A 24,795-nucleotide genomic window follows, 5' to 3' on the forward strand; every position below is an offset into this window, starting at 1 on the left:
CCGTGAATGTCGTGAAGCTGGAGCTGGCGCGGGGACTGGGGCGCCACCTGCGCGCGGGACACCCGTGGGTGTTTCGCAAGGCGCTGGAGCATGTGCCGAGGATTCCCGCCGGCAGCGTGGTGGACCTGACGGAGAACGGGAAGTTCGTCGCGCGGGGGTATTACGATCCGCACTCGGCCATCGCGGTGCGGGTGCTGACGCGCGACTCGCGGGACACGGTGGACGCGGGCTTCATCACCCGCCGGGTGCGGCGCTCGCTGGCGGAGCGCCAGTCGCTCCTCGATCTGACCGACACGGACAGCTACCGCCTGATTCACGGCGAGGGGGACGGGCTGCCGGGAGTGGTGGTGGACCTCTACGCCGGCTGGGCGGTGATGAAGCTGTATTCGGCGGGCCTGACGCCGTATCGCCCGCTCATCGTCGAGGCGCTCAAGGCCGGCATCCCGGGCCTCAAGGGCATCGTCGGTCGCGATGAAGTGGCGCGGGACGACGTGGAGGAGGACGAGGGTCGGGGCTCGGGGCGCATGTTGTACGGGCAGGACGCGCCGGAGCAGATCGCCATCCGCGAGCGCGGCGTCACCTTCATGGTGGACGTGTGGCGCGGGCAGAAGACGGGGTTCTTCCTGGACCAGCGGGAGAACCGTCACCTCATCCGGCGACTGGCCAAGGGCCGGGACGTGCTCAACTGCTTCAGCTTCAGCGGCGGCTTCTCCGTCAACGCGGCGCTGGGCGGGGCGAACACCGTGTTCTCGGTGGACATCGACCCGGAAGCCATCGCCCTGGCGCGCGAGAACTTCACGCGCAACGGGCTGCCTGCGGAGAAGCATGACTTCCTCGCGGCGGACGTGTTCACGGTCATCCAGTCCTTCAAGGACGAGGGCCGCACCTTCGACATGATCATCCTGGACCCGCCGGCCTTCGCGAAGAGCCAGCGCGCGGTGCAGGCGGCCCTGGACGGGTATGCGTCCCTGAATCGGCAGGCGCTGAGCCTGTTGCGGCCGGGCGGCCTGCTGGCCACGGCGTCGTGCTCGGCGCGCGTGAGCCCGGACGACTTCATGAGCGCGGTGCGCGAAGCGGGCTTCAAGGCTGGCGTCGACCTGGCGCTCGTGGAGGAGCGCTACCAGCCGCCGGACCACCCGGTGCGGTTGCAGTTCCCCGAGGGCAAGTACCTCAAGTTCTACGTGCTCCAGGCGGTGTAGCTCCGCCGCTCAGCGGGCCCGGGATATCGCCCGGGCCCGTGCGGGGAGCGGGAGCCCGTCAGGTGCCGAAGACGTTCCTCGCCACGCGGTCCAGCACGGTGGTGCCCCAGGAGAGGCTGGCCTTCATCAGCCGCTCCATGTCCTTCGTGAACGCGGCGCCCGCGGGCATCTGCGCGTACGTCCGGCTCAGGAAGAGGCTCTTGTTCTCCTCCTCGAAGTCCACCGAGCCACCGCCAGCGTCCGTGCCGTCCTGGGCTTGCTTGCGAAAGCCGTCGATGACACCCGGCTTGGGGTCTTCCCGGAAGCGGTAGACGAGCGCGCTGCACTCCAGCACCTGCGTGTCCGCGTGGTGCTCGAAGTAGAGCTGCGCGCTGCCCACCATGGTGCCGCCCAGCCCGTTCTCGTTGAGCCCCTCGCTCATCCCGGCGCCCTGCGTCTGCAGGTACCAGCGGACGAGCGCGCGCGCGGCCTCGCGAGTCATGGGTCCGCCCGGAGGGGGCGGGGGTTTGGCGAGGCCCATCGTGGCCAGCAGCCACTGGATGTGACGGGAGAACGCGAGGGCCATGTCAGCGGGACTGCGCGGGGATGACCTTCGCGGCGACGCGCTCGAACACGTCCACGCCCCAGACGAGGCTCGCCGCCATCAGCTTGCTCAGCTCGGAGGCGAACACCAGGTCGATGGGGCGCGTCGTGTACGTGCGACTGAGGAAGAGGCTCTTGCTCTCCGACTCGAAGTCCACGGTGCCGCCGCCCGCGTCCGTGCCGGCCTTCTGCTCGTCGCGGAAGCCGTCGAGGACACCGGGGCGGGGCGCGTCGCGGAAGCGGTAGATGAGGGCGCTGCACTTGAGCTCGCCCGTGTCGGCCGAGTGCTCGAAGTACAGCTGCGCCTCGCCGACAGCGGCTCCGCCGAGCCCCTTCTGATTGAGACCGGGGCTCAGGGGAACGCCCTGAGCCGCCAGGTACGCCTGCACCAGTTGAGTCGCCTCGTCTCGCGTCATGGCTGCTTATCTACCACGACTGACGGGCGGCTCTCAGAACTCGCCGGCGCGGGCCTGCTCGAAGGGCACGCGGTGGTTGAGGTACGTGTCGACCAGCGAGTGCGCGCCCGAGAACACGGTGTCCTCGGAGAAGTAGTGCACCTTCGCGTCCTTGCCCGCGTGGCGCAGCATGTCCGCGGGGCTCCAGCCCTTGCCGCCCAGGCCGAAGAGGGTGGGGACCGCGTCGCGGTTGTTGATGTAGTGCACGTAGTTGGGGCCGTCCGGGTAGGTGCAGGCGGCGGCCGCGAACGTCTCCACGTTCAGCTTGCTCATCGTCTGCTGGACCTGCTCCGGCGACATCCCGTCTTCGATGCGCAGCCGGCGCGCCACGTCCGACAGCGCGCGCGAGGTGATGAGGCCACCCTGGCTGTAGCCGACGAGGTGCACGTCCCGGCCCGCCTTCAGCTCGCCGTAGACGGCGTCGGCCAGCGTGTCGACGGCGGGGTTGGTGCCCTTGCCCAGCTTGTCCTTCACGGCCTGGAGCAGGTCGCCGACGGTGCCCTCGGTGGAGTTGTGCACGCCGATGGTGCGCACGCCCGTCTCGTCCGCGAGCGCCTGAAGCTCACGCGCCTGCTTGTCCTTCTCCGTGCGCATGCCGTTCGTGTAGATGAGCGTGGCCGTCGCGTTCGGGTTGTTCTTGGGCGTGAAGGCGGGGATGTCGCTCAGCGGCGTGCCGGGCTCGAACGTCTGGCCGCCCGCGCCCACCAGCTTGCCGTCATAGACCTTGTCCTTCGAGCCGGCCGGAGCGGTGAACACCTGCGCGGCGGCCACGGTGTTCGTCGTCTTCGCGCTGTCGAAGCCATCCACCACCGCGCCGGTGCGCTGCGCGGTCGGCTGCACCGCGGGCGTCGCCACCGTGTTCGCTTCAGACGTGCGCGCAACGGACGTCCGAGGGGTGGTGCCGACGAGGGTGCGGCCGCGCTCGATGGTGCTCATGGTGGGGGGCTCCAGCGGATAAAAAGGGGGATGGAAGAAAGAGTCCTTGCCCCATTGTCCCAGGACGCCGTCTGAAGTTGCGCACAAACGCGGTAATTCGCTCCAAACGCTGAATTCCGACGCACTGCGTCGCGGACCTCGGGCGAAGACCTGGTGCGTCATGTTCCGAGGGAAGCGCGGATCCCACGCCGGACTTGGAGCCCGCGCCCAGAGGTGGGGCGCGCCAGAATGGAGCATGCGCTGGGAGTATCGGCTCGGCGCGAGCCCTCCTAAGGTGGGTGACATGGTCCAGAAAGGTCAGTTCCTGGAGCGCTCCACCCTGATTCCGGTGGGGGCGGTGGTGATGGAGGGCACGGCGCACCGCGGCAAGCGCGCGCCCCCGTTGTTGATCCTTCCGCCGAGGCCCGACGAGGGTGGGGGGATGGATCACGTCATCGCCGCGGAGCTCGCCTGGGCGGCGGCCAGCGCGGGCTTCCCCACGCTGCGCTTCAACCACCGGGGTGTGGGCGCGAGCCAGGGGGCGCGGGGCAAGGACCTGGCGCTGCTCGACGACGCCGAGGCGGCCATGCGGGTGTTGCTGGAGAACGCGGGGACGAGCGCGCTGGCGGTGGCGGCGCTCCACGGGGGGGCCCAGGTGGCCCTGGCGCTCCAGGCGCGGTTCCCGTCGGTGGGAGGGCTGTGCCTCGTCGCGCCGGCGGATGTGGACGCCTCGGTGCTGGCCCGGGTGACGTGCCCGCTGCTGGTGGTCCAGGGGGAGGCGGACGGGCGGATGCCCCGGGCGGCGGTGGCGGCCGCGGTGGCGCGGGCCGGGGGGGATTTCGAGGTCATCGATGACGCGGGGGCGACGTTCCAGCGCAACCTGCCGCAGGTGGGACGGGCCGTGTCCACCTGGCTCCAGCGGCTCTCCGGCGGATGACCGATGCGCTGCAACCCACCGGACTCCTTCACATTTCTTCAGCCTCCCGCACTTGCACGCCGGGAGAGCGGACGTACAGACTGTCTGTGCAGACCCAATCGTTTCGCCGTTCGTTCGTAGGGTCTTCCGGAAGCGTGCCTCGTTCCTCAAGGAGTAGCCCGATGCGGATGGTGCGATGGACCCTGGGTGGCGCCGCGCTGGCCCTGGCCGTGACGGTAGCCCCTGCGTGCAAGTCCGCGGAGAGCGACGCCGAGCGTGCGCCCGCGCCTCCCGCCTCGCTCGAGAACCTGGCGGACGACGTGGATGTCGTCCCGCACGCCATCCTCGTGGACTTCAAGGACGGCACCACGCAGGCCCAGTTTGACGCCTGGGAGGCCGACTGGGGCGTGGACCTGGAGCTCAACTCCGTGGAGAGCGCCGACGAGGCCCTCACCCTGGCGGTGGGCGTGGATGACGTGCAGGGCGTGCTGGAGCGCATCCGCCAGCATCCCAGCGTCGAGGCCGCCGAGCCGCTGATGGAGGTCCGCGCCAGCTTCACTCCGAATGATCCGGAGTACGCGCAGCAGTGGAACCTCAAGATGATCGACATGCCCAAGGCGTGGGAGCGCAGCCGGGGCAAGGGCGTGGTGGTGGCGGTGCTCGACACCGGCATCGCGTACGAGGACCACGACGACTTCAAGCAGGTGCCGGACCTGAAGGGCGTGAAGTTCGTTCCGGGCTACGACTTCGTGAACGACGACGAGCACGCCAACGATGACCACGGGCACGGCACGCACGTGGCGGGCACCATCGCCCAGGCCACCAACAACGGCGAGGGCGTGGCGGGTGTGGCCTTCGAGGCGACGCTGATGCCGGTGAAGGTGCTCAACCACTTCGGTGGCGGCACCACGGCGGACATCGCGGACGCCATCCGCTTCGCGGCGGACAAGGGCGCCAACGTCATCAACATGTCGCTGGGCGGTGGCGGCTACTCGCAGGTGATGGCCAACGCGGTGGAGTACGCGCGCAAGAAGGGCGTCACCGTGGTGGCCGCGGCCGGCAACGGTGGGCGCGCGCGCGTGGAGTTCCCCGCGGCCTATCCCGGCGCGGTGGCGGTGTCGGCGGTGGGGCCCGAGGGCTCGCTCGCGCCGTACTCGTCCTACGGCAAGGAGCTGGATATCGCGGCGCCCGGTGGTGACAAGCGCAAGGGCGACCAGGGCGGCATCCTCCAGAACACCATCGACCCGAGAGACCCCTCGCGCTCCGTCTACGCGTCGTACCAGGGCACCAGCATGGCCACCCCGCACGTGGCCGCGGTGGCCGCGATGCTGTACGCGGCTGGCGCGAAGACTCCGGACGCGGTGGAGAAGGCGCTGTACGCCGGCGCGGCGAAGGTCGCGGACCAGGCATGGACCGAGCAGTACGGCCACGGTCTGCTCAACGCGGAGGCGTCGCTCGCGTCGCTGGGTGGCGGGATGTCGCGCTGGCCGCCGCTGTACTGGGCGCTGGGCCTGCTGGCCTTCGTGCTGCTGACCCTGCGGGGCCGCGAGCGTCCGGGCTACCTCAACGCGCTCCTGCGTCCGGCCTTCCTGGTGCCGCTGCTGCTGTCCACGGTGGGCGTGTACTTCGTGCGCACGTGGTTCGTGAGCTCGGCGGACGTGACAGGGAGCGTGGTGGAGATGGCGTCGCTGCCCATCCCCGACTGGGAGCGCATCATCTTCGGCCGTCGCACGGTGAGCCCGCTGTTCTACAGCGCGCTCATCCCGGTCCTGCTGTCGCTGCCGGCCATCGGTTGGAAGGGTCTGCGTCCGGCGGTGGGCGGACTCGCGCTGGGCTTCGCGGGCTTCCTGGCGTACTCGGCGTGGGCCGGCGCGCCCGCGCTGTCGTGGATGCCCTTCACGTTCCTGGCGAAGCCGTGGCTGGGCTTCAACACCGTCCTCTGCATCGTCGTCGCCCGGGCCATGCTCAAGAAGGAGGACGTGCCTTGAAGCTGTCCGGGCGCGTGGTCTTCCGGGACGTCGAGACGGGCGTCTGGGTGCTGGAAGGCGACGACGGCACCACCTACCAACTGGCGGGTGGCGACCGGAAGATCAAGAAGGACGGCCAGCGCATCGAGGCCGAGGGCGACGTGGACCGTGACGTGCTCACCAGCGCCATGGTGGGCCCCGTGTTCCACGTCAGCTCGTATCGCTTCGTCTGAGGTGTGAGGGGCCGTGGCTGCCCCTCGCGCCTGTCAGGGCTGCTTGGGGCCGCCCGCGCTCTTGTGGGCGCGGGCCTGACGCAGCCGCTCCTCGTGGTACGCCTCCATGGGGGCCGCGCCTCGACGAGCGGCGGCCCGCAGCTCCTCCAACGCCTCTCGCTCCGCCTGCAGCCCGGGCTCCGCGTCCTTCTTGAGCGGTGTCAGGGGATTGGCCACGTCGAAGAGGTTGAGGGAGATGCCTCGCCTGTCCACGACGCCCAGCAGGACGAGGGACACCGTCGCGGCCGTCACCCAGGGAAACAGCAGCGTCGGCAGGGACGGCACCGGCCGCGTCTCCCGGGCGCTCTCGTCGCTGTGTGGCGCGCCCACGCCCCAGACCGACGCGTGGTGGCGCGCGAAGGTCATCAGCCCCAGCAGCCCCACCCAGCCCAGTCCCGCCAGGGAGAGCACGGCCAGCGGCGAGGTGTCCGTGTCCGTCGCCCCCTGGTCCATCGCCTTGGCCGCGAGGAACAGCACGGAGGACACCAGGTTGTTGGCCGCGTGCGCGCCGATGCCCGGCCACAGCGAGCCGGTGCGCAGATAGAGCCAGCCGAACAGCAGGCCCAGCTCCACGCGCGCCACGAAGCCCACCGGGTCCAGATGGAACGCGCTGAACACCACGGCGGAAATCACCAGGGCCTTCACCGGTGATGCCGGAGGCCGAGGCGTGATGCCCCGCTGGAAGACGCCCCGGAAGAACAGCTCCTCGCAGAAGGGAGCGGCGACCGTCACGCCCGCGAGGATGACGGCCAGCTCCACGGGCGTCTGCTGATCGAAGAGGCGCGAGCCGTCGAACATCTCCGTCAGCCACTCGGGCGCGAGCTTCTGGGCAACGAACTGGATGGGCACCACCAGCGCGAAGAAGTTGGCCACGCCCAGCAGGAAGCCGAAGAGGGTGGGCAGCGCGGGCAGCGGCGTCAGCCCGGTGTACAGCGCGGGCTTCCATCCGCCCATCCGCGGCAGCAACCAGCCCAGGCCCAGGAAGATGAACACCTCGGTGAACCAGATTCCGAAGGCCGCGTTGAGGAACTGGACCGAACCTCCCACCGCGATGAACAGCACCAACGCCAGCGCCGCCCCCGCCAGCGCGAGCCTCCGTGGGCTCCCTGGCTCAGGGCGCTCCGGGGGTGGCGGCTCGGAGGGACCCGTCGGCTCATGCGGCCGGGCGTCGCTGGGAGCGGAATCTTCCAATTTGGCGTCTCCTTGGAGCGAAAAGCTGAACTGTCCGCACTTCGACTTCTCTATACTGTGCGCACCTTGACGTCCTTCATCCTGGCTCGAACGGCGCAGCGGACGTGTTGGAAGCTCTCACAATCCCTGGGTGTGTGGTGTGCCCTGGGCGTGGGGCTGGGAGCGGCGACGTCGCACGCGTCGGCGTTCTTGGTGGAAGCGCGAACCGAGGCGCAGGCGTACCAGATTCGTGCGTGGCGTGGCAGCACACCGGATGACCCGGTGCTGCTTCCTCGGCGGCGAATCGTCCAGTACCTGGGCCTCAGCGCCTTCGAAATCGCCACCGGGCAGGACCTGGGCTTCGAGTCCAACCTGCGCATCTGGGCGGACTTCGGATTGCCCAAGGGCGAGGCCGAGCGCGTCGACGGCCTGAAGTCCGAAGACGCAGAGCTGTTGCATGCGTACGTGCGCTACGCGAAGGGCGGCTTCGAGGGGCGCCTGGGCCGACAGCTCTACACGGACGTTTCGGACATCCTCGCGTTCGACGGCTTGCGCGTGCGGTACATGAGCCGCCTGGGATTGGGCGCGGAGGTGTACGGCGGGCTGTGGGTGAAGGGCACGAGCTTCCTGGGCTCCTCCGTGTACCAGTTGGAGGGGACGCGGGAGAGCGACGCGCGGCGCCTGGACGCGGGCGTGACGGGCGCGGACTCGACGCTCGATGCGATGGAGCCCCTCATCGGCGCGAAGCTGCTGATGGAGGACGTGAAGGGCTTCCACGCGTCGGTCGGCTATCGCAAGGCGCTGGTGGAGGGGAAGACGAACCTGGAGCGCGCCACGGTGGAGGCGCGCTACGGCCGCGGGCTGGGGCTCAACGCGCTGGCGGGCGTGGACTACGACGTGCTGATGGGCAAGGTGGCGCAGGTGCGCACGCAGCTGCGCTGGGATGCCACGCGCTTCGCGGCCACTGCGGAGGTGATGCGGCTGTCGCCCGTGCTGGCCGCGGACTCCATCTGGTACTACTTCGCGTGGGCGCCCCGTGACGAGGCGCGGCTGCGCGTGGACCTGTTCACCCCTGGCGCGCTGCGCTTCTACGTGCAGGGCCTTGGCAGCAAGTACAACGAGAACGTCAACCCGGACCTCGCCATCGCCGCCCAGGTAGACGCCGAGGGTGCTCCCGAGTCCACCAGCGTCGGTGGCTCCGCGGGCGCGGCGTGGCGCTCGGGGTCCTTCCGGTCGGCGTTGGATGTGACGTACCGCACGGGCTACGGCGGCGACCAACTCTGGGGGGACCTCACCGGCGGCTACACGTTCGACCGGGAGCGCTTCACCCTGGACGCGCGGGTGTCCTTCGCGCGCATCTTCGACAGCTTCAACGCGCGCCTGGGTGGCAACTTCTACGGCGCCCAGGTGTGGGCCAGTCGAGCGCTGACGCGGGCGACGCGGCTCTCCCTGGTGGTGGAGCAGAACTTCAACCCGTTCACCGACTCGGACACGAAGGGCTTCCTGCTCTTCGACCTGAAGGCGAGCCTGTAGATGCTGCCGCACCGCCAGAACCGAAACGCGCTGCTCGCCCTGGCCGCGCTCGCCACCATGGTGGGCGCCGGCGTCGCCTGGGCCGCCACGGCTCGCGAGCGCAGCCTCGCCGTGTATCCCGCGCAGCATGTGCCCCTGCGCTTCGACCATGCGCAGCACCTGGAGGCCGGGGCTGAGTGCGCCACGTGCCACGACGCGGCCCGCGCCAGTCAGTCCCCCAAGGACGTCAACCTCCCGGGGCACGAGGAATGCGAGACGTGCCACGACATCGAGGCGGGGCGGAAGGGCAAGCCCACGGACCCGAAGTCGAGCTGCAACACGTGTCACCCGGGTTTCGACGCCACGGTGCGCAAGGAGCCCGCGAAGCTGTCCATGCCCACCGCCAACCTCATCTTCAGCCACCAGCAGCACGTGGACAAGAAGGTGGAGTGCTCGGTGTGCCACGGCGAGATGACGGACGTGAAGCTCGCCACGCGCAACCAGTTGCCGAAGATGGCCACGTGCTTCAAGTGCCATGACGGCAACGTGGCCTCCAACACCTGCGCCACGTGCCATCCGACGGAGCCCTCTGGGCGACTGAAGCTCGTCTTTGATTCGGGCCTGCTGCGTCCCATGCAGGGCAACCCGCTGGGCCTGGACCACGGGCCGCGCTACGAGTTCAACCACGGGGCGCGCGCGTCGACGGACCGGTTGACGTGCATGCAGTGCCACAGCGAGAGCTATTGCCAGACGTGCCACGACGGCATGCAGAAGCCGCTGTCCATCCACCCGAACGACTACATCACGCTGCACCCGGTGCAGGCGCGAGCGGGCTCGCCCCGGTGCGAGAGCTGCCACCGTGCGCAGTCCTTCTGCGCCGCGTGTCATGAACGGGTGGGCGTGGGCATGGACGCGGACAAGTCGCTGCGTCCGCGCAACCAGAAGGTGCACCCGGACTACAGGGCCTGGGTGGAGCTGCCTGGCCCGCAGCACCACGGCATCGCCGCGTCGCGGGATTTGACGAGCTGCATCTCCTGCCACCGTGAGGAGTCCTGCATGAGCTGCCACTCCGAGTTGTCGTCGCGGCGGCAGATCAACCCGCACCCGGCGGGCTTCGCGCAGACGTGCAAGAAGCTGGCGTCCGCGAATGACCGGGCCTGCCTCAAGTGCCACTCGGCGGAGAGCCTGGCGCAGAAGGGGTGCCGGTGATGCGCGCGCGCCAGACTTTCGTGAGGGGCACGCTGCTGGTGGCCTTGTCGGTGGCGTCGCTCTCGGGGTGTCTGGAGCCAGGGGACGCCATCTACGACCGACGCGACACGGTGCCGCCCAGGGTCATCTCCACCGACCCGGGTGGCGGCGGGGTGCTGGCGACGGATGGCACGCTGCGCATCACCTTCTCGGAGGCGATGGACGTGCGCAGCCTGCGTCCCGGCATCGCCGTGTTCGCCGCGCGCGATGAAGTCCCGCTCTCCGTCCTCGCGCCGGAAGTTCCGGAGCTGGAGCAGGACGTGGAGCGGGGCGACGTGGAGTACACCGTGGAGGCCAGGGTCGCCGAGGGCTCCACGCTGTCGCCCAACACGCAGTACACGCTGGTGCTGCGCGACGTCCTCACGGACTACGAGGGCAACCCGTTGGCCACCGAGGTGCGGGTGGTGTTCCGCACCGCGCCGTGAGCCGAGTGGGCCCGGCTACATCCGCGTGAAGTCGAAGTCCTGGGCCACGGCCTTGCCGTTCTCGTCGCCTTCGATTCGCGCGGTGAGGCGGCCCGCCGAGGGGCGCTGGTAGAAGATGCGCTTGGGGTGGTCGTTCTGGGGGTTCTCGAAGAGCGCGCCGTTGCTGTTGCAGCGCACCAGCTTGAAGTCCGTGCCTGGGCGGCCCATGGGCTGGGCGACGTAGTAGAGGCCGTCGGCGCGGGCTTCGATGCGCATGTACTCGAAGAACACCGTCTTGTTGCGGACGATGGCGCGGCTCACCCCGAAGAGCGTGCCGGCGTCCGCGTGCGTCCAGTGCTCCTCCACCGTGCTGCCTGCCTTGTCCTGACGCCAGCTCCCCGACATCCAGGCGAGGTCATGGATGGAGTCCCCGCAGGTGCGGGAGGGCGTCTCGCGCTCGGGTGGCGTCGACTTGCAGCCGAGGAGGGGGGCACCACAGAGCGCGAGGGCGAGGAGGGCAGGGCGGACGAGCATGTCCGCATCCTCACATGCCTCGCTGACGGGCCGCACCGCCGATGGCGACAGTGCGGCCCGCGTGAGTGAGGGTCAGCGCTTGAGGTACTCGCGGATGGCGTCGGCGAGCTGCCGGCGTGCCTCCGCGTCCGTGGCCTGCGGCCCCAGCTTGAGCTTCTTGTCCTCTTCGACGAGGAGCTTCTGGTCCTGCAGGTACGTGACTGCGTTCTCCAGCGTCACCTTGGCCAGGGACTCGGCGGCGGTGATGCGGCCGGCGTGGTACTCCGCGCGGCCCGTCTCGAGCGCCAGGCGGATGAAGGCCTTGCGGTCCTCGGCGACGCCGTTGGCCACGTCGTTGAGTGTCATGGCCGCCAGGAGGTAGGCCTCCAGGTAGTCGCGCAGCAGGTCGGCCAGGAACTCCAGCTCCGGCTGGGCGTGGGGCTCGGGGGCCACGCGCAGGGAGTCGCCCTCGTTGATGACCAGGCCCATGCGGACCAGCCGCTCCACCGTCTCCGCGAAGATGGTGTCGAACGTCGTGTTCACCCGGTAGATGAACTCGACCTTGAACAGGCGCGAGAGGAACAGGGCGCGGGCCTTCACCGCGTCGTAGGGCGCGGGCGAACCGGCGGCCAGCATGGCGTTGGCCACGAGGCTGCGCGCCGAGACGAGGTTCATCAGCGTGTTCTTGTAGAAGGACATCTCCGGGCGGCGGTTGTCCTCCACCTGGTAGATGACGTCGCCCTTCGCCTCCTGCGTGCGCACCATCTCGTCGTCGATGAAGGTGCGCATCGCGTCCTGGATGGGGCCCATCGTCTCCGGGTTGCTGGGGGCGTTGCCCAGCTCGCGAGACTGGGGCGCGCCGTCTTCCTGGGCGATGCGGCGCAGGATGCTGATGCGGTCGGCGAGCTCCCGCTGCGTCAGGCCGCGGCGGCGGTGCGCCAGGAGGGACGTGCTCACCAGTGCATGCGGCGTCACGGTGGACACCTTGCTGATGCCGTACATGACGCGGTTGCCGAGCGCGCGGACCAGGCCCTTCTTCTGCTCGTCCGTCACGGGCTCGTCGGGGTTGAGGCCGCGCTCCTTCATGAACTCCAGGAGGGAGATGGGCTCATCGAAGCCCAGGTGGATGCGGCCGTAGCGCGCCGCGAGCACCTTGGGTGTGCTCAACAGGGCCTTGAGGTCCTCCGGCTTCTTCTCTCCGCCCGCCAGCTCCTTCGAGTAGCTGCCCGACTCGACGACCTTCTCGTAGTCGATGGCCACCGGCACGAAGAGCAGGTCATTGCGCGCGCCCTCGAGCACGGACTCCACCTGCCAGGTGAACATGCCCAGCTTGGGCGCCAGCAGCTTGCCCGTGCGCGAGCGGCCGCCCTCGGGGAAGAACTCCTGGTGGATGCCGTCATGCACCAGCTTGCGCACGTACGCCTTGAAGGACGCGGCGTAGACCTTGTCGCCCTTGAATGAGCGCCGCAGGAAGAAGGCGCCGCAGCGGCGGAAGATGCTGCCCAGGGGCCAGAAGGACAGGTTGGCGCCCGCGGCGACGAGGGGCACCGCGTAGCCCCGGTTCCAGAGCACCCAGCTCATCACCAGGTAGTCCACGTGACTCTTGTGGCTGGGGCACAGGACGATGGGGGCGCGCGTCGCGGCCTTGAGCGCGCGGTGCAGGCCCGCCTCGTCCACGTGCATGCCGTCGTAGATGCGGTTGAACACCCACTCCAGCACGGGCGCGACGAAAGCCAGCGTCGTGGGGCTGGGCTTCGCGGCGATGGCCTCCAGGTTGCGGCGAGCTTCGCGCAGCACGCTCTCCGGCTTGCGGTTGGACTCGACGGCCTGCTCGTCCACCACCTTGCGCAGCTGCCTGTCACGCAGCGTCTCGTCGATGACGCGCTCGTGGGGCTTGGCCGGAGGGCCGAACACCGCGCGAGTCTCCCGCGACAGGTGCACGTGCAGCGTGCTGCGCACCTTGCGCGCGAGAACCTCCACCGAGTCCTTCGGGTTCTCCTCGGCGAAGGCCCGCAGGTCGATGGGCTCTCCCACGCGGAACTGGGCGCGCTTGTAATTGCGGAAGAAGGCCAGCATCGAGTGCAGGAAGCCCGGTGCCTCCGGGCTGCCGAACACCACGTCCACCCAGTTGGGCTTGAGCCGGGCGCTGCTCTTCTCCCAGACGAACAGCTCCGGTACCAGGTACACGGGCCGGTCCGACTTTCGCGCCAGCTCCACCAGCGCGGGGAAGGGGTCCTCGTGGGTCTCCTTCCCCGACGCGTGCATGAGCGCGGTGCGGCGCAGGAAGACCAGACCGCTGCCCCCGTTCTGCTGCGCGTACTCGAAGCGCTCCTGGAAGGCGCCGGACTGCTTCGTCTGGCGCCAGGGCTTGGTGAACCACGGGCGCAGGTTGGACACCGCGCGGATGGGCGGCAGCGTCCTGCGCACCATGGCCCAGGTCAGATAGAGGAAGTTCACCCAGGCCGTGGAACGCATGACATGCACCACGAAACCCTTGGCGTGCAGGTTGCGCAGCTCATCCTCGGCCTCGGGCGGGAAGTGGACGCTCTCCAGATAGCGAGCACCCAATGCCCGGCCCATCGGGCCGAACTCGGCCTTCAGCAAGGACTCTCCCTGATTCGCAGACGGCGACAGCGCGGTTTCCAAGGCAGCCCCCGGGGCTACATGTTCTCGGGCGTTGGAATGCCCAGAAGTGTCAGACCCGCCGCGAGAGTAACCCGGGCCGCGTCCGTGAGGGCGAGTCGTGCGAAACGCAGCGCGTCATCGTTCTCGACGAGGATGCGCTTGTCCCGCTCCTGATTGCCCAGCGTGTAGTAGCGACTGAGGGCCGCGGCCACGTCCAGCAGCAGGCGCGCGACGAGGCTCGGCTCGTACTGCTCGGCCGCGTCCTTGACGACCTCGGGCAGCCGCATGATTTCGCGCACCAGGGCCTGCTCCTCGGGGAGCGTCAGCAGGCTCGCGTCGTAGCTCGCGGGCGCGCCTCCACCCTTGCGCAGCACGTTGACGACGCGTGCGTGGGCGTACTGGAGGTACGGGCCCGTGTGGCCCTCGAAGCTGAGGACCTCGTCCCAGTCGAAGGTGTAGTCGCTGGCGCGCTTGTGCTTGAGGTCGCCGAAGGCGATGGCGCCCAGGCCGATCTGCTCGGCCAGCAGGTCCGGGTCGTTCGTCTGGAGCCGACCGGCCTCCTGGTTCTCCTTCACCTTGACGGAGGCGCGCTCCTTGGCCTCGTCCAGCACGTCGTTGAGCTGCACCACCAGGCCCTTGCGCGTGCTCATGCCGTGAATGCGGCCGAAGGCCACGTGAACGCAGCGGTCCGCCCACGGCTGGCCCATCGCGCTCAGCGTGCGGAACACCTGGCGGAAGTGCAGCGCCTGGTCCTGCGCGACGACGTAGAGCGCCTTGTCGTAGTGGAACCGCTCGTAGCGGTCCTCGGCGGCGGCCAGGTCTCGTGTGGCGTAGAGCGTGGTGCCGTCGTTCTTCTTGAGGAGGATGGGCGGCTCGTTCTCCGCGTAGGGCAGGTCGACGATGAGCGCGCCCTGCGACTCCTTCACGCCGGGCTTCTTGGCGATCTGCTCGATGACCGCGTCCATCTTCCCCTGGTAGCGGCTCTCTCCTTCGATGTGCTCGAACTCGATGCCCATCCGCGCATAGATGGTCTTGAAGCCGCGGATGCTCGTCTCGCGGAACTGGTTCCACACCTTGAGGGCCTCGGCGTCACCGGCCTCCATGCGGCGGAAGAAGTCGCGGGCCTTCGCGTCGAACTCGGGCTCTTTTTCGGCGCGCGTGTTCGCCTTGACGTAGACCTCCACCAGGTGGCCCATGTCGTCGATGCGAGCGGGGTCGCCGTACTCCTGGAAGCCCACGGCCACGAGGCCGAACTGCTTGCCCCAGTCGCCCAGGTAGTTGATGCCCTCCACCCGCCAGCCGAGCGCCCGGTAGATGTTGGCGATGCAGTGGCCCAGGAACGTGGTGCGGATGTGGTGGAACGCGATGGGCTTGGCGATGTTCGGCGACGAGTAGTCGACGGTCACCGTCTTGCCGCGTCCCGCGTCCGCGTCACCGCCGTAGGCCAGGCCCGCCGAGCGAGCGGCGTCGAGGACCTCCGCCGTGAAGGGCATGAGGGCGAAGCGGGCATTAACGTAGGGGCCCACCGCCTTGATTTCGAGCCCCGGCACGCTGAGCGTCTGGGCGAGTCCGGCGGCGATGGCGGGAGGCGCCTTCTTCTGGGCCTTGGCGAGAGGGAAGGTGGCGAAGCTCAAGTCTCCGTGCGCGGCTTCCGCGGGCTTGACCTGGGGTTCGATATCTGCGGCCGGCACGCCCAGGGCGCTGGCAAGGGCCTGGGCGAATGCGGCGCGGTGGCGGGAATAGACGGAAGAGCTCATGGGACGGCGCGGATACTAGCCAAGCAGAGGCGGCTTACGGCCACCTCTTGTTCGTTCCGCGGTCCATTCCTCCCCGTTAGGGGACAGCCGGAGCCCGGCGGCTGGGCCGCACCACCGCCGCCACGGTGTCCAGCAGCTTGGGCAACTGGAGTGGCTTCTCGAAGAAGCCGTCGATGCGCTCCAGGCCCTGTCCGGACGTGAGCGAGGCCACCTCGCTGGCACCCGAGATGATGTACACGACGATGTCCGACAGCGACTCGTTGCCTCGGATGAAGCGGAGCACCGACTGCCCGTCCTCTTCGCTCAGCCTCAGGTCCAGCAGCACCATGGCCGGCCGGATGTGCGAGAGGATGGAGCGGGCCTCGGAGGCTCCCGAGGTGGCCATCACCCGGTAGCCCTCCTGCTCCAGGACCTGCTGAAGGACCTCCCGGCAGTCCGCGTCGTCCTCCACGAGCAGGATGCCGCCCGCCTTGGGGGCCGCCTGGTTCAGGTCCGGCGAGCTCACCGCCCCGGCGAACATGGGCAGCACCATCTCGAAGGTGCTCCCATCGCCCAGCACGCTCTTCGCCTCCACGCGCCCCCCGTGCAGCGCGACGATTTTCCCCACCAGGGGGATTCCCAGTCCCGCGCCCGGCGGCCGAGGCACGCCCGGCTGCGCCCGGTAGAAGGCATCGAACACGTGCTCCAGCGCCTCGGCGGACATGCCGGGGCCGCTGTCCTTCACCCTGAGTGTGGCGAGCCCATCCTCGGCGGAGACGCTGACCTCGACGGTGTCATCCGCCTCGCTGTGGTGGATGCCGTTCTCCACGAGGTTGTGGATGGCCTCGGCGATGCGCTCGCGGTCTCCGCGGACGAAGACCTCGGGGCAGGGGGGAATCGAGACGCTGACCTTGCCGTGCTCGGCGAGGACGCCCAGGGAGCGGACCACTTCCTCGGCCACGGCCTTGAGGCCGAAGGGGCGCTGGTTGAGCTGCATCTTCCCGGACTGGAGCCGGGACATGAGCAGCAGGTCATTCACCATGCGCAGCATGCGGTCGGAGTTCCGGTCGCAGATCTGCACCGCGCGGCGCTGGGAGTCGGTGAGGCCTCCCAGCTTCTCGCGCCCCATCATCGCCAGATACGACTTGATGGTGGTGAGCGGGTTCTTCAAGTCATGGGAGACGTTGCCGAGCAGCTCCTCGCGGTTCTGCTCCAGGCTCTTGAGGCCCGCGATGGCCGTCTGGAGGTCCTTGTTCCGGCGGGCGCTGTCGTCGCGGAGGCGAGCCACCTCGTACGCGGCGGCGAGCTGCGCGGCCAGTGACTGGAGCACCGTGTCGGAGACGGTGCGGCGCGCGCCGAGGACGACGAGGACACCCGTGACGCCGTGGGGGCTCTCGAGCGGCACGGCGAGCGTGTCCGCCTCGTGCAGCAGCTTCTTCTCGGCGAAGGCGCGTCCCACCACGCCCTCGCCCGGGACGGCGGCGACGACGCGGCTGTCGTAGCGACCGCGCACGTGCTCGACGTGGAGCTGCTCCCGGGAGGGGAAGTAGCGGGCCACGTAGCAGACCTTGGGTTTGAGCAGTGCGTGGAGCGTCTGGAGATGGGAGCGCAGCGCCTCGGTGGGGCCGGCGTTGTCGGTGAGGTGACGCGCCATCTCCAGGAGGGCGCGCGCGGTGGCGTCGGAGTCCGCCGGAGGAGGCGGTTTCACGGCGCGACGGGTGGACTTCTTCGAGGTGTTGGGGCGCAGCGGCACGACCTCTGCCAGGGCCCCTTTCTTCTTCGAGCGCACGGGAGAATCCTGCTTCAAGTTCCGAGCGCCTGGGAACGGCCCTGATGTGCAGGGCCATCCGGAGGACAGTGGCCGTGTCGGCTGCCCGACAGCCCGGCCTCAGGCGCGGCGCTGGATGCGGCCGTCCTTGTCCAGGACGAACGGTTCCACCAGGAGCGACTCCACCTTCGCCCGATGGCTCGCCACGCTGAAGCCCGAGTCCGCCAGGGCGGCAATCGCGGAGGTCTGCACCCGGCGGGCCGTCTCGTCGGCCGTCAGCAGCTTGAGCATGGGCTCGAGCGCCGGCTCGTACTTGAAGGAGGCGAGCGCCTTGAGGGCGGCGATCTTCACGTCGTCCGACATGTCCTCGAGGAAGGGGAGCACGGCGGGCGGCACGCGCGCGTCCTCGCGACCGGTGACGTGGTGGAGGAGGACGACCTTCTTCTCCGGGTTCTTCGTATAGGTGGCGGAAAGGTGCTGGAGCGCGTTCACGCAAGCGCCCGTGGCTTCTTCCTCGGTGACCAGCTCTCCCAGGAGCCGGAGGGCCCAGGACGTGGCCTGCTCCGTCTTGCTGAGGAACTCGACGATGGGCGGGACGGCGGCGTCCTTGCCGAAGGCCTTCACCAGCTCGAACGTGTGCTCCTTCTCGTCCGCGTCCGTGGTGAGCGGGTCCACGGTGATGGTGAAGCGGGCGAGCAGCACGGAGACGGCTTCGGGATACTTCATCTCCCCCAGCTGCTGGATGGCCTTCTGCCGTGTCGCCGGGTCGCCGTACTTCTGGGTGACCTTGGGCTTGAGCTTGAGGGCTTTCTCGGGCCCCGAGCCGCCCGTGAAGATGTCGAAGAGGCCCATGTGCGCGTGTGCTCCGTTTCCTGCGGCGACGTGTAAGGAGGAAGAAGGTAGAGGGGCCGTCTATGACGGGGCGGCGCCCAGGACAAGAGACAAGACGGTCAGAGCGTCAGCTCGCGACGGACATCATCGCGGTAGGCCTTGGACAGGGTCTCCGCGGCGGCCCGCGTCTCCGGAGTGTCGGTATCCGGCACCTTGACCTGGAGGTGAAGGTACAGGTCGCCCGGTGTTCCGCCCTTGAGGGATGGCACTCCGCGCCCCTTGAGCCGCATCTGCCGACCGGACTGGGAGGCTGACGGAACCTTGACGGTGACCTCGCCCTGGAAGGTGGGGACGCGCACTTCCGCGCCGAACATCGCCTCGGACACCGTCACGGGGAGGTCTACGTGCAGGTCATCGCCCTCGCGGCGGACGAGGGGGTGCTCCAGCACCTCCGTTTCGATGAAGAGGTCCCCTGGTGGGCCGCCGCGCAGGCCGGGAGCGCCCTGGCCCGCGAGCCGCACCTTGGAGCCCGTCTGGACGCCGGCGGGAATCTTCACCGTCAGGCGGCTGGGCTCATCCGGGCCGGTCCCTCCCCGTCCTGGCCGGGTGACGGACAGTGACCGCTCCGCGCCGTTGACGGCTTCCCCCAGTGTGACGCGAACCTGGGTGGACAAATCGTTGCCCCGCTCGGGGCCCATGGGGGGGCGGCGCCTGCCTCGGTTGAACACCTCTCCGGGGTCGAAGCCTCCGGGGCTGGAGCCTCCGGCGCCTCTGCGTCCCCCGAAGAGGTCGTTGAAGAGGTCGCCCAGGTCGAAGTCCTCACCCTCGTAGGGGATTCCGCCCGCCCCGCCACGAGAGGCGGCGGCCCGGTACTGGCGATAGGCCTCCGCCTTCTTCTCGTCGAAGCCGATCTTCTCCGCGTCCTCGCCGAACTCGTCGTAGAGCTTGCGCTTCTTCGGGTCCGACAGCACCTCGAAGGCGTTGCCGAGTTGCTTGAATTTCTCCTCGGCGCCCTTGTTGTTGGGGTTGACGTCGGGGTGGTACTTCCGAGCCAGCTTCCGGTACGACTTCTTGATGGCCTCCTCCGAGGCCGTCCGATCAACGCCGAGGATCTGGTAGTAGTCGTCCGCCATTTGTTCCCGCCGGGCTGTACGTGAATGAAAGTAACCAGTCGGTGGGAGTGCGCCAGCAAGGACTGTTCGGCTGGTCTCGGATGTATAAAGTCGCCGAAAGATGAGGGAGGCCATGGCAGCGCCGCGCCGAGCAGGAGCGGGGACCTTGTGGTTGGCGGGCTGGCTCCTGGTGCTGCCCGTCTCCGAGGCTCGGGCCCAGGGTGCCTCCAAGGAGGCGCAGGGCAGGGTGGTGGACCGGGTCGTCGCCATCATCGAGGGTCGGGTCCTGTCGTTGAGCGAGCTGGAGTTCGAGGCCCGGGTAGCCCTCGTCCAGCGAGGCGGCGTCCAGGCTCTCGATGCCCCTCTTGACGAGGAGACCCTTCGAGGCGCCCTGGAGCTGGTCATCAACCAGCGGGTCCAGGTGCTCAACGCCGACCGGCTCCAGGCGTTCCCCGCCGAGCCCGCCGAGGTGGAGGCGCGGTTGGAGTCCTTCCGCGCACGCATCGGTGGCCCCGCGGCGCTGGCGCGGTTCCTGGCGCGCGGTGACGTGGACCTGGAGGGGCTCAAGGCGGTCCTGGCTCGGGGGCTGCGGGCCGAGCGCGTCCTGGACAGCCGCATCCGGCTGAGGGCCCAGGTGGGTGAGACGGAGATTCGCCGCTACTACGAGCAACACTCGGCGGACTACCCCGCGGACTACGAGACGGTGCGAGACGTCATCCGGGAGAAGCTCTTCCGCGAGCGGTATGCCGCCCTGGCGGTGGAGGAACTCGCTCAGGTCCGGGCCTCGGCGCAGGTGCGTCGGGTGGCGCCCTTCACGCGGGAGGTGAAGCGATGAGGCGGCTGCGGGAGGATGGCGCGCCCCATGGCTTCCTGATCCGTCAGATGACGGTGGACGACCTGGCCGCGGTGATGGCGCTGGAGCAGGCGGCCTTCAAGAATCCGTGGTCGCAGGAGTTGCTCAAGCGCGAGCTCCAGCACGAGTGGTCCACCATCCTCCTGGTCGAAGAGGCCCAGGAGTCCGGGCCACCGCTGCTCCTGGGCCTGGCCATCTTCTGGATCGTCCACGACGAGGTTCACGTGCTCAACGTCGCCACCGCGCCCCAGCATCGGCGGCGGGGCGTGGCGAGGGCGGTGATGGAAGAGGTGCTCGAGCGGGGCAAGGGGCGGCGCTGTTGCCTCGCCACGCTGGAGGTCCGCAAGAGCAACGAGGCGGCCATCCAGCTCTACCGCGCGTTCGGTTTCCGGCCGGTGGGCATCCGTCCGAACTACTACGCGGACGAGGGCGAGGACGCGGTGGTGATGGTCCTCGACTTCTGAGCGCACGCGGAGTAGAGGAGCGGCCTGTTGTACCCTGGGTTGTCGAGTCACTGGGAATGACCTCGCTGGCGCTGACCTGTTCAGGTCTGCGTCATGCCGTGCTTGACACGGTGGGGTCGGTCCCTATACTCGCGGCCCTTTTCAGTAGTCTGTAGGTAGATATGCGCCGCCCCGTGTCGTTGGGGGGAGGCCAACCCGAGGAAGAGGTATCAGTGCCGACCATTAGCCAGCTGGTCCGCAAGGGCCGCGAGAAGCTGAACATCAAGGGCAAGAGCCCCGCGCTCAAGGAGTGCCCCCAGAAGCGCGGCGTTTGCACCCGCGTGTACACCACGACTCCGAAGAAGCCGAACTCGGCCCTCCGCAAGGTGGCGCGTGTTCGTCTGACCAACGGAATCGAAGTGACGTCCTACATCCCCGGCGTGGGCCATAACCTCCAGGAGCACTCGGTGGTGATGATCCGTGGCGGTCGTGTGAAGGACCTCCCGGGTGTGCGCTACCACATCGTTCGTGGAACGCTCGACTCCGTGGGCGTGGCGGGCCGCAAGCAGAGCCGCTCCAAGTACGGCGCCAAGCGCCCGAGCTGAGAGCAGCAGACCACCTTCGTTGTTTCAGAGTTTGGACGTTGAGCCCCGCACCCTGGGGAGCGTCCTGGTTGTTTCCTTCAGCAGATCAAGAAGCCCCGGTTGCAGCGACTCTCCAAGGAGAGTGGGGCGTAAGGGAAGAGAGAAGAGATGCCTCGTCGTCGCGTAGTCGCCAAGCGCAAGATTCTTCCGGATCCGAAGTTCCAGGACCGGCTCGTCACCAAGTTCGTCAACGACCTGATGCGGAAGGGCAAGAAGTCCATCGCGGAAGGCGTCTGCTACGGAGCCTTTGCCCTCATCGAAGAGCGCGCGAAGGAAGACCCCCTCAAGACGTTCAAGAAGGCCCTCGACAACGTCAAGCCGGTGCTTGAGGTCAAGAGCCGCCGCGTCGGTGGCGCCACCTACCAGGTGCCCGTCGAGGTCCGTCAGGACCGTCGTGTTGCCCTCGGGATGCGTTGGATCATCACGTACTCCAAGGCGCGTGGCGAGAAGACCATGCAGGAGAAGTTGGCCGGCGAGATCATGGACGCCGCCAACAACCGCGGTAACGCGGTGAAGAAGCGTGAAGACACGCACAAGATGGCGGAAGCCAACAAGGCCTTCGCGCACTACCGCTGGTAGGTCTTTCGGCCTCGCGGTATCCCGCCCGGATGCAGAGGTTGCATCCGGGCGGTTTCTTTAGGTGAAGCAGGTTCTCTGAAATCGTCCGGGTGGGTACGTGAGACGGGGCCCTGTGCCCTCCCGCCCTCATGGAGAGGTACCGACGCAATGGCTCGCGAGCATCCCCTGGAGCGCTACCGCAACATCGGCATCATGGCGCACATCGATGCCGGCAAGACGACCACCACCGAGCGGATCCTCTTCTACACCGGCGCCATCCACAGGATGGGCGAGGTGCACGAGGGGAACACCACCACGGACTGGATGGTCCAGGAGCGCGAGCGCGGCATCACGATTACGTCGGCCGCCATCACCGCCTTCTGGAGTCGCGGTGAGCATCGCTACCGCGTCAACATCATCGACACCCCGGGGCACGTCGACTTCACCATCGAGGTGGAGCGTTCGCTGCGCGTGCTGGACGGCGCCATCACCGTGTTCGACGCGGTGAACGGCGTGGAGCCGCAGTCGGAGACCGTCTGGCGTCAGGCGGACAAGTACAAGGTCCCCCGCATCTGCTTCATCAACAAGATGGACCGGGTGGGCGCGGACTTCGAGATGTCCGTGAGCACCATCCGCGAGAAGCTGGGCGCGCGAGCGGTGCGGATGCAGCTGCCGCTGGGGGCCGAGGACAAGCACCGCGGCGTCATCGACCTGCTGACGATGAAGGCGCTGGTGTTCGTCGACTCGGAGCAAGGCAGTCGCTACGACGTGGCGGAGATTCCGGAAGACTACCGCGAGCAGGCGGAGGCGGCGCGCGCGGAGCTGCTCGAGGCGGCGGCGGAGCAGGACGACGCGCTGACGGAGAAGTTCCTGGAGGGCCTGGAGCTGACCGAGCAGGAGGTCCGCGCGGCCATCCGCAAGGGCTGTGTGGCGCTGAAGCTGTTCCCGGTGTTCTGCGGCTCGGCGTTCCGCCACAAGGGCGTGCAGCCGCTGCTGGACGCGGTCATCGACTATCTGCCGAGCCCGCTGGATATCCCCCCGGTGCATGGCAAGACGCCCAAGGGCGAGGATGCCATCCGCGAGACGCGGGACGATGCGCCCTTCAGCGCGCTCGCGTTCAAGATCATGAACGACCCGGCGTTCCAGTCCCAGACGCTGACGTTCCTTCGCGTGTACTCCGGGAAGCTGGAGGCGGGGACGGCGGTGTGGAACTCGGTGAAGGGCAAGCGCGAGCGCGTCAGCCGCCTGGTGCAGATGCGCGCGGACAAGAAGGACGAGCTCACCGAGTGCTACGCCGGTGACATCTGCGCGGTGGTGGGGCTGAAGCTGGCCAGCACCGGCGACACGCTCTGCGACGACAAGCAGCCCATCATCCTGGAGCGGATGGAGTTCCCCGAGCCGGTCATCGACATCGCGATTGAGCCGAAGTCCACGGCGGACCAGGACAAGATCATCCAGTCGCTCCAGCGCCTGGCGATGGAGGACCCGTCGTTCCGCGTGAAGACGAACGAGGAGACGGGGCAGACCATCATCGCCGGCATGGGTGAGCTGCACCTGGAGATCATCGTCGACAGACTGCTGCGCGAGTTCAAGGTCGACGCGAACATCGGCAAGCCGCAGGTGGCGTATCGCGAGACCATCACCACCCAGACGGAGTCCGAGGGGAAGTTCATCCGTCAGACGGGCGGCCGGGGCCAGTACGGCCACATCTGGCTTCGGGTGATGCCCAACGAGCCCGGCAAGGGCTTCGCCTTCGAGAACAAGGTGACGGGCGGCGCGGTGACCAAGGAGTTCGTGGACGCGGTCCGCGACGGCGTCGCCGAGGCCCTGCAGAACGGCCCGGTGGCGGGCTACCCCATGGTCGACGTGAAGGTGGAGGCCTACGACGGCTCCATGCACGACGTGGACTCCAGCGAGATGGCGTTCAAGATCGCCGGCTCCCTGGCCTTCAAGGACGCGGTGCGCGCGGCCTCCCCGGTGTTGCTCGAGCCCATCATGAGCTGTGAAATCGTCACGCCTGACGACTTCATGGGCGACGTGATTGGCGACCTCAACGGCCGCCGCGGCAAGGTGATGGGCATGGCGCCCCGGCCCGGCCGGTTGCAGGCCATCCAGGCGCAGGTCCCTCTGGCCGCCATGTTCGGGTACTCGACAGACCTGCGCAGCCGCAGCCAGGGAAGGGCGACGTACACGATGCAGTTCAGTCACTACGCGCCGGCGCCCAAGACGGCGCTGAACCGGTACTGACGGCCACGGCAGGTGGCCCTGCGGGCGATTTCAGTTGACGTTGTGGCGGGTTTGGAGCAGGACGCAGCACCTTCGCAGTGAGTTTTGCGGGATTCGAGACGCGCCGGGTGGTTGACCGGCTCAGCCCCGGTTGAGGAGTTGTCATGGCCAAGGAAAAGTTCGAGCGTAACAAGCCCCACGTGAACATCGGCACGATCGGACACGTGGACCACGGCAAGACGTCGCTGACGGCGGCCATCACGAAGGTGCTGGCGAAGACCGGCGGCGCCACGTTCCTGGCGTACGACCAGATCGACAAGGCGCCGGAAGAGCGTGAGCGCGGCATCACCATCTCCACGGCGCACGTGGAGTATCAGACAAAGAACCGGCACTACGCGCACGTGGATTGCCCGGGTCACGCCGACTACGTGAAGAACATGATCACGGGCGCGGCGCAGATGGACGGCGCGATTCTCGTGGTGTCGGCCGCGGACGGCCCGATGCCCCAGACGCGTGAGCACATCCTGCTGGCGCGCCAGGTCGGTGTCCCGTATATCGTGGTCTTCCTGAACAAGGTGGACCTGCTGGACGACCCCGAGCTGCGCGAGCTCGTGGAGATGGAAGTCCGGGACCTGCTGAAGAAGTACGACTTCCCCGGCGACTCGATTCCCATCGTCCCTGGCTCCGCCATGAAGGCGCTCGAGGGTGATACGAGCGAGGTCGGCGAGGGCGCCATCCTGAAGCTGATGGAGGCGGTGGACAGCTACATCCCGACGCCGCAGCGCGCGACGGACAAGCCCTTCCTGATGCCGGTGGAAGACGTGTTCTCCATCGCCGGCCGTGGAA

At 68.4% G+C, this 24,795-nt stretch carries 23 protein-coding genes; 13 read left to right on the forward strand and 10 right to left on the reverse strand.

The features are described from left to right. The first annotated feature begins 2 nt into the window (after positions 1-2). On the forward strand, positions 3-1,199 hold the full coding sequence (locus HUA78_RS40265) for a class I SAM-dependent rRNA methyltransferase (RefSeq protein ID WP_141643274.1): 1,197 nt from the start codon (positions 3-5) through the stop codon (positions 1,197-1,199). Between the two features lie 58 nt (positions 1,200-1,257). On the opposite strand, the gene HUA78_RS40270 is transcribed toward HUA78_RS40265, so the two are convergent. The 3 genes from HUA78_RS40270 to HUA78_RS40280 all read right to left on the reverse strand — a co-directional run bounded on the left by HUA78_RS40270 (position 1,258) and on the right by HUA78_RS40280 (position 3,172). Beyond that, positions 1,258-1,680, reverse strand: coding sequence for a hypothetical protein (locus HUA78_RS40270; RefSeq protein ID WP_141643315.1), 423 nt, complete (start codon positions 1,678-1,680; stop codon positions 1,258-1,260). 85 nt (positions 1,681-1,765) lie between these two features. Then, a complete protein-coding gene (locus HUA78_RS40275; protein WP_174458671.1) occupies positions 1,766-2,197 on the reverse strand; it encodes a hypothetical protein in 432 nt (143 codons plus the stop codon). A gap of 33 nt (positions 2,198-2,230) precedes the next feature. Beyond that, positions 2,231-3,172, reverse strand: a complete 942-nt coding sequence (locus HUA78_RS40280) for a hypothetical protein (RefSeq protein ID WP_174478624.1) — start codon at positions 3,170-3,172, stop codon at positions 2,231-2,233. A gap of 283 nt (positions 3,173-3,455) precedes the next feature. Here HUA78_RS40280 and HUA78_RS40285 point away from each other — a divergent pair, with 283 nt between their 5' ends. The 3 genes from HUA78_RS40285 (at position 3,456) to HUA78_RS40295 (ending at position 6,267) form a co-directional block, all read left to right on the forward strand. Further along, complete coding sequence (locus HUA78_RS40285) at positions 3,456-4,088, forward strand: serine aminopeptidase domain-containing protein (RefSeq protein ID WP_174478625.1); 633 nt, start codon at positions 3,456-3,458, stop codon at positions 4,086-4,088. Between the two features lie 161 nt (positions 4,089-4,249). After that, complete coding sequence (locus tag HUA78_RS40290) at positions 4,250-6,055, forward strand: S8 family serine peptidase (RefSeq protein WP_174458673.1); 1,806 nt, start codon at positions 4,250-4,252, stop codon at positions 6,053-6,055. Next, entirely contained in the window at positions 6,052-6,267 is a 216-nt protein-coding gene (locus HUA78_RS40295) for a DUF5818 domain-containing protein (RefSeq protein WP_141643979.1), read from the forward strand. The genes HUA78_RS40290 and HUA78_RS40295 overlap by 4 nt, the downstream gene beginning before the upstream one ends. A gap of 33 nt (positions 6,268-6,300) precedes the next feature. Here HUA78_RS40295 and HUA78_RS40300 read toward each other — a convergent pair whose 3' ends face one another. Next, positions 6,301-7,497, reverse strand: coding sequence for a type II CAAX endopeptidase family protein (locus tag HUA78_RS40300; protein ID WP_254614551.1), 1,197 nt, complete (start codon positions 7,495-7,497; stop codon positions 6,301-6,303). 66 nt (positions 7,498-7,563) lie between these two features. Here HUA78_RS40300 and HUA78_RS40305 point away from each other — a divergent pair, with 66 nt between their 5' ends. From HUA78_RS40305 to HUA78_RS40315, 3 genes are read left to right on the forward strand one after another with little or no spacing between them, the layout of a single operon-like run. Continuing rightward, on the forward strand, positions 7,564-9,009 hold the full coding sequence (locus HUA78_RS40305; RefSeq protein WP_254614552.1) for a hypothetical protein: 1,446 nt from the start codon (positions 7,564-7,566) through the stop codon (positions 9,007-9,009). Then, on the forward strand, positions 9,010-10,197 hold the full coding sequence (locus tag HUA78_RS40310) for a cytochrome c3 family protein (RefSeq protein ID WP_174465500.1): 1,188 nt from the start codon (positions 9,010-9,012) through the stop codon (positions 10,195-10,197). Next, on the forward strand, positions 10,197-10,661 hold the full coding sequence (locus HUA78_RS40315; RefSeq protein ID WP_174478626.1) for an Ig-like domain-containing protein: 465 nt from the start codon (positions 10,197-10,199) through the stop codon (positions 10,659-10,661). The genes HUA78_RS40310 and HUA78_RS40315 overlap by 1 nt, the downstream gene beginning before the upstream one ends. Before the next feature lie 15 nt (positions 10,662-10,676). Here HUA78_RS40315 and HUA78_RS40320 read toward each other — a convergent pair whose 3' ends face one another. The 6 genes from HUA78_RS40320 to HUA78_RS40345 form a co-directional block, all read right to left on the reverse strand. Then, positions 10,677-11,174, reverse strand: coding sequence for a DUF6265 family protein (locus HUA78_RS40320; RefSeq protein WP_174458675.1), 498 nt, complete (start codon positions 11,172-11,174; stop codon positions 10,677-10,679). Between the two features lie 72 nt (positions 11,175-11,246). Beyond that, complete coding sequence (locus HUA78_RS40325; protein WP_174478627.1) at positions 11,247-13,799, reverse strand: 1-acyl-sn-glycerol-3-phosphate acyltransferase; 2,553 nt, start codon at positions 13,797-13,799, stop codon at positions 11,247-11,249. Between the two features lie 14 nt (positions 13,800-13,813). After that, positions 13,814-15,535, reverse strand: coding sequence for an arginine--tRNA ligase (gene argS, locus HUA78_RS40330; RefSeq protein ID WP_174478628.1), 1,722 nt, complete (start codon positions 15,533-15,535; stop codon positions 13,814-13,816). 76 nt (positions 15,536-15,611) lie between these two features. Further along, complete coding sequence (locus tag HUA78_RS40335; RefSeq protein WP_174478629.1) at positions 15,612-17,303, reverse strand: hybrid sensor histidine kinase/response regulator; 1,692 nt, start codon at positions 17,301-17,303, stop codon at positions 15,612-15,614. A 99-nt stretch (positions 17,304-17,402) separates the two neighbouring features. Then, the gene (locus HUA78_RS40340; protein WP_141643985.1) at positions 17,403-18,134 is read right to left on the reverse strand and encodes a HEAT repeat domain-containing protein; all 732 of its coding nucleotides are present in this window, start codon (positions 18,132-18,134) and stop codon (positions 17,403-17,405) included. Positions 18,135-18,232: 98 nt separating this feature from the next. Then, entirely contained in the window at positions 18,233-19,246 is a 1,014-nt protein-coding gene (locus HUA78_RS40345) for a DnaJ C-terminal domain-containing protein (RefSeq protein ID WP_141643986.1), read from the reverse strand. Between the two features lie 112 nt (positions 19,247-19,358). On the opposite strand from HUA78_RS40345, the gene HUA78_RS40350 reads away from it, so the two are divergent. The 6 genes from HUA78_RS40350 to HUA78_RS40375 form a co-directional block, all read left to right on the forward strand. Further along, the gene (locus tag HUA78_RS40350; protein ID WP_174458679.1) at positions 19,359-20,060 is read left to right on the forward strand and encodes a hypothetical protein; all 702 of its coding nucleotides are present in this window, start codon (positions 19,359-19,361) and stop codon (positions 20,058-20,060) included. Beyond that, a complete protein-coding gene (gene rimI / locus HUA78_RS40355) occupies positions 20,057-20,542 on the forward strand; it encodes a ribosomal protein S18-alanine N-acetyltransferase (protein WP_141643988.1) in 486 nt (161 codons plus the stop codon). Before HUA78_RS40350 ends, rimI begins: the two co-directional genes overlap by 4 nt. A gap of 212 nt (positions 20,543-20,754) precedes the next feature. Beyond that, positions 20,755-21,126 (forward strand): 30S ribosomal protein S12, encoded by a 372-nt coding sequence (gene rpsL / locus HUA78_RS40360; protein WP_043408969.1) that lies wholly within the window; start codon positions 20,755-20,757, stop codon positions 21,124-21,126. 147 nt (positions 21,127-21,273) lie between these two features. Next, positions 21,274-21,744: a 30S ribosomal protein S7 gene (gene rpsG, locus HUA78_RS40365; protein ID WP_011553340.1), complete on the forward strand. Its 471-nt coding sequence runs from the start codon at positions 21,274-21,276 to the stop codon at positions 21,742-21,744. Positions 21,745-21,891: 147 nt separating this feature from the next. After that, positions 21,892-23,970, forward strand: a complete 2,079-nt coding sequence (fusA, locus tag HUA78_RS40370; RefSeq protein ID WP_141643989.1) for an elongation factor G — start codon at positions 21,892-21,894, stop codon at positions 23,968-23,970. 143 nt (positions 23,971-24,113) lie between these two features. Continuing rightward, on the forward strand, positions 24,114-24,795 hold a 682-nt coding region (locus HUA78_RS40375), incomplete at its 3' end, for a GTP-binding protein (protein WP_174458680.1).

It is taken from the genome of Myxococcus sp. CA033 (assembly GCF_013336625.1).
Taxonomy (GTDB): Bacteria; Myxococcota; Myxococcia; order Myxococcales; family Myxococcaceae; genus Myxococcus; species Myxococcus llanfairpwllgwyngyllgogerychwyrndrobwllllantysiliogogogochensis.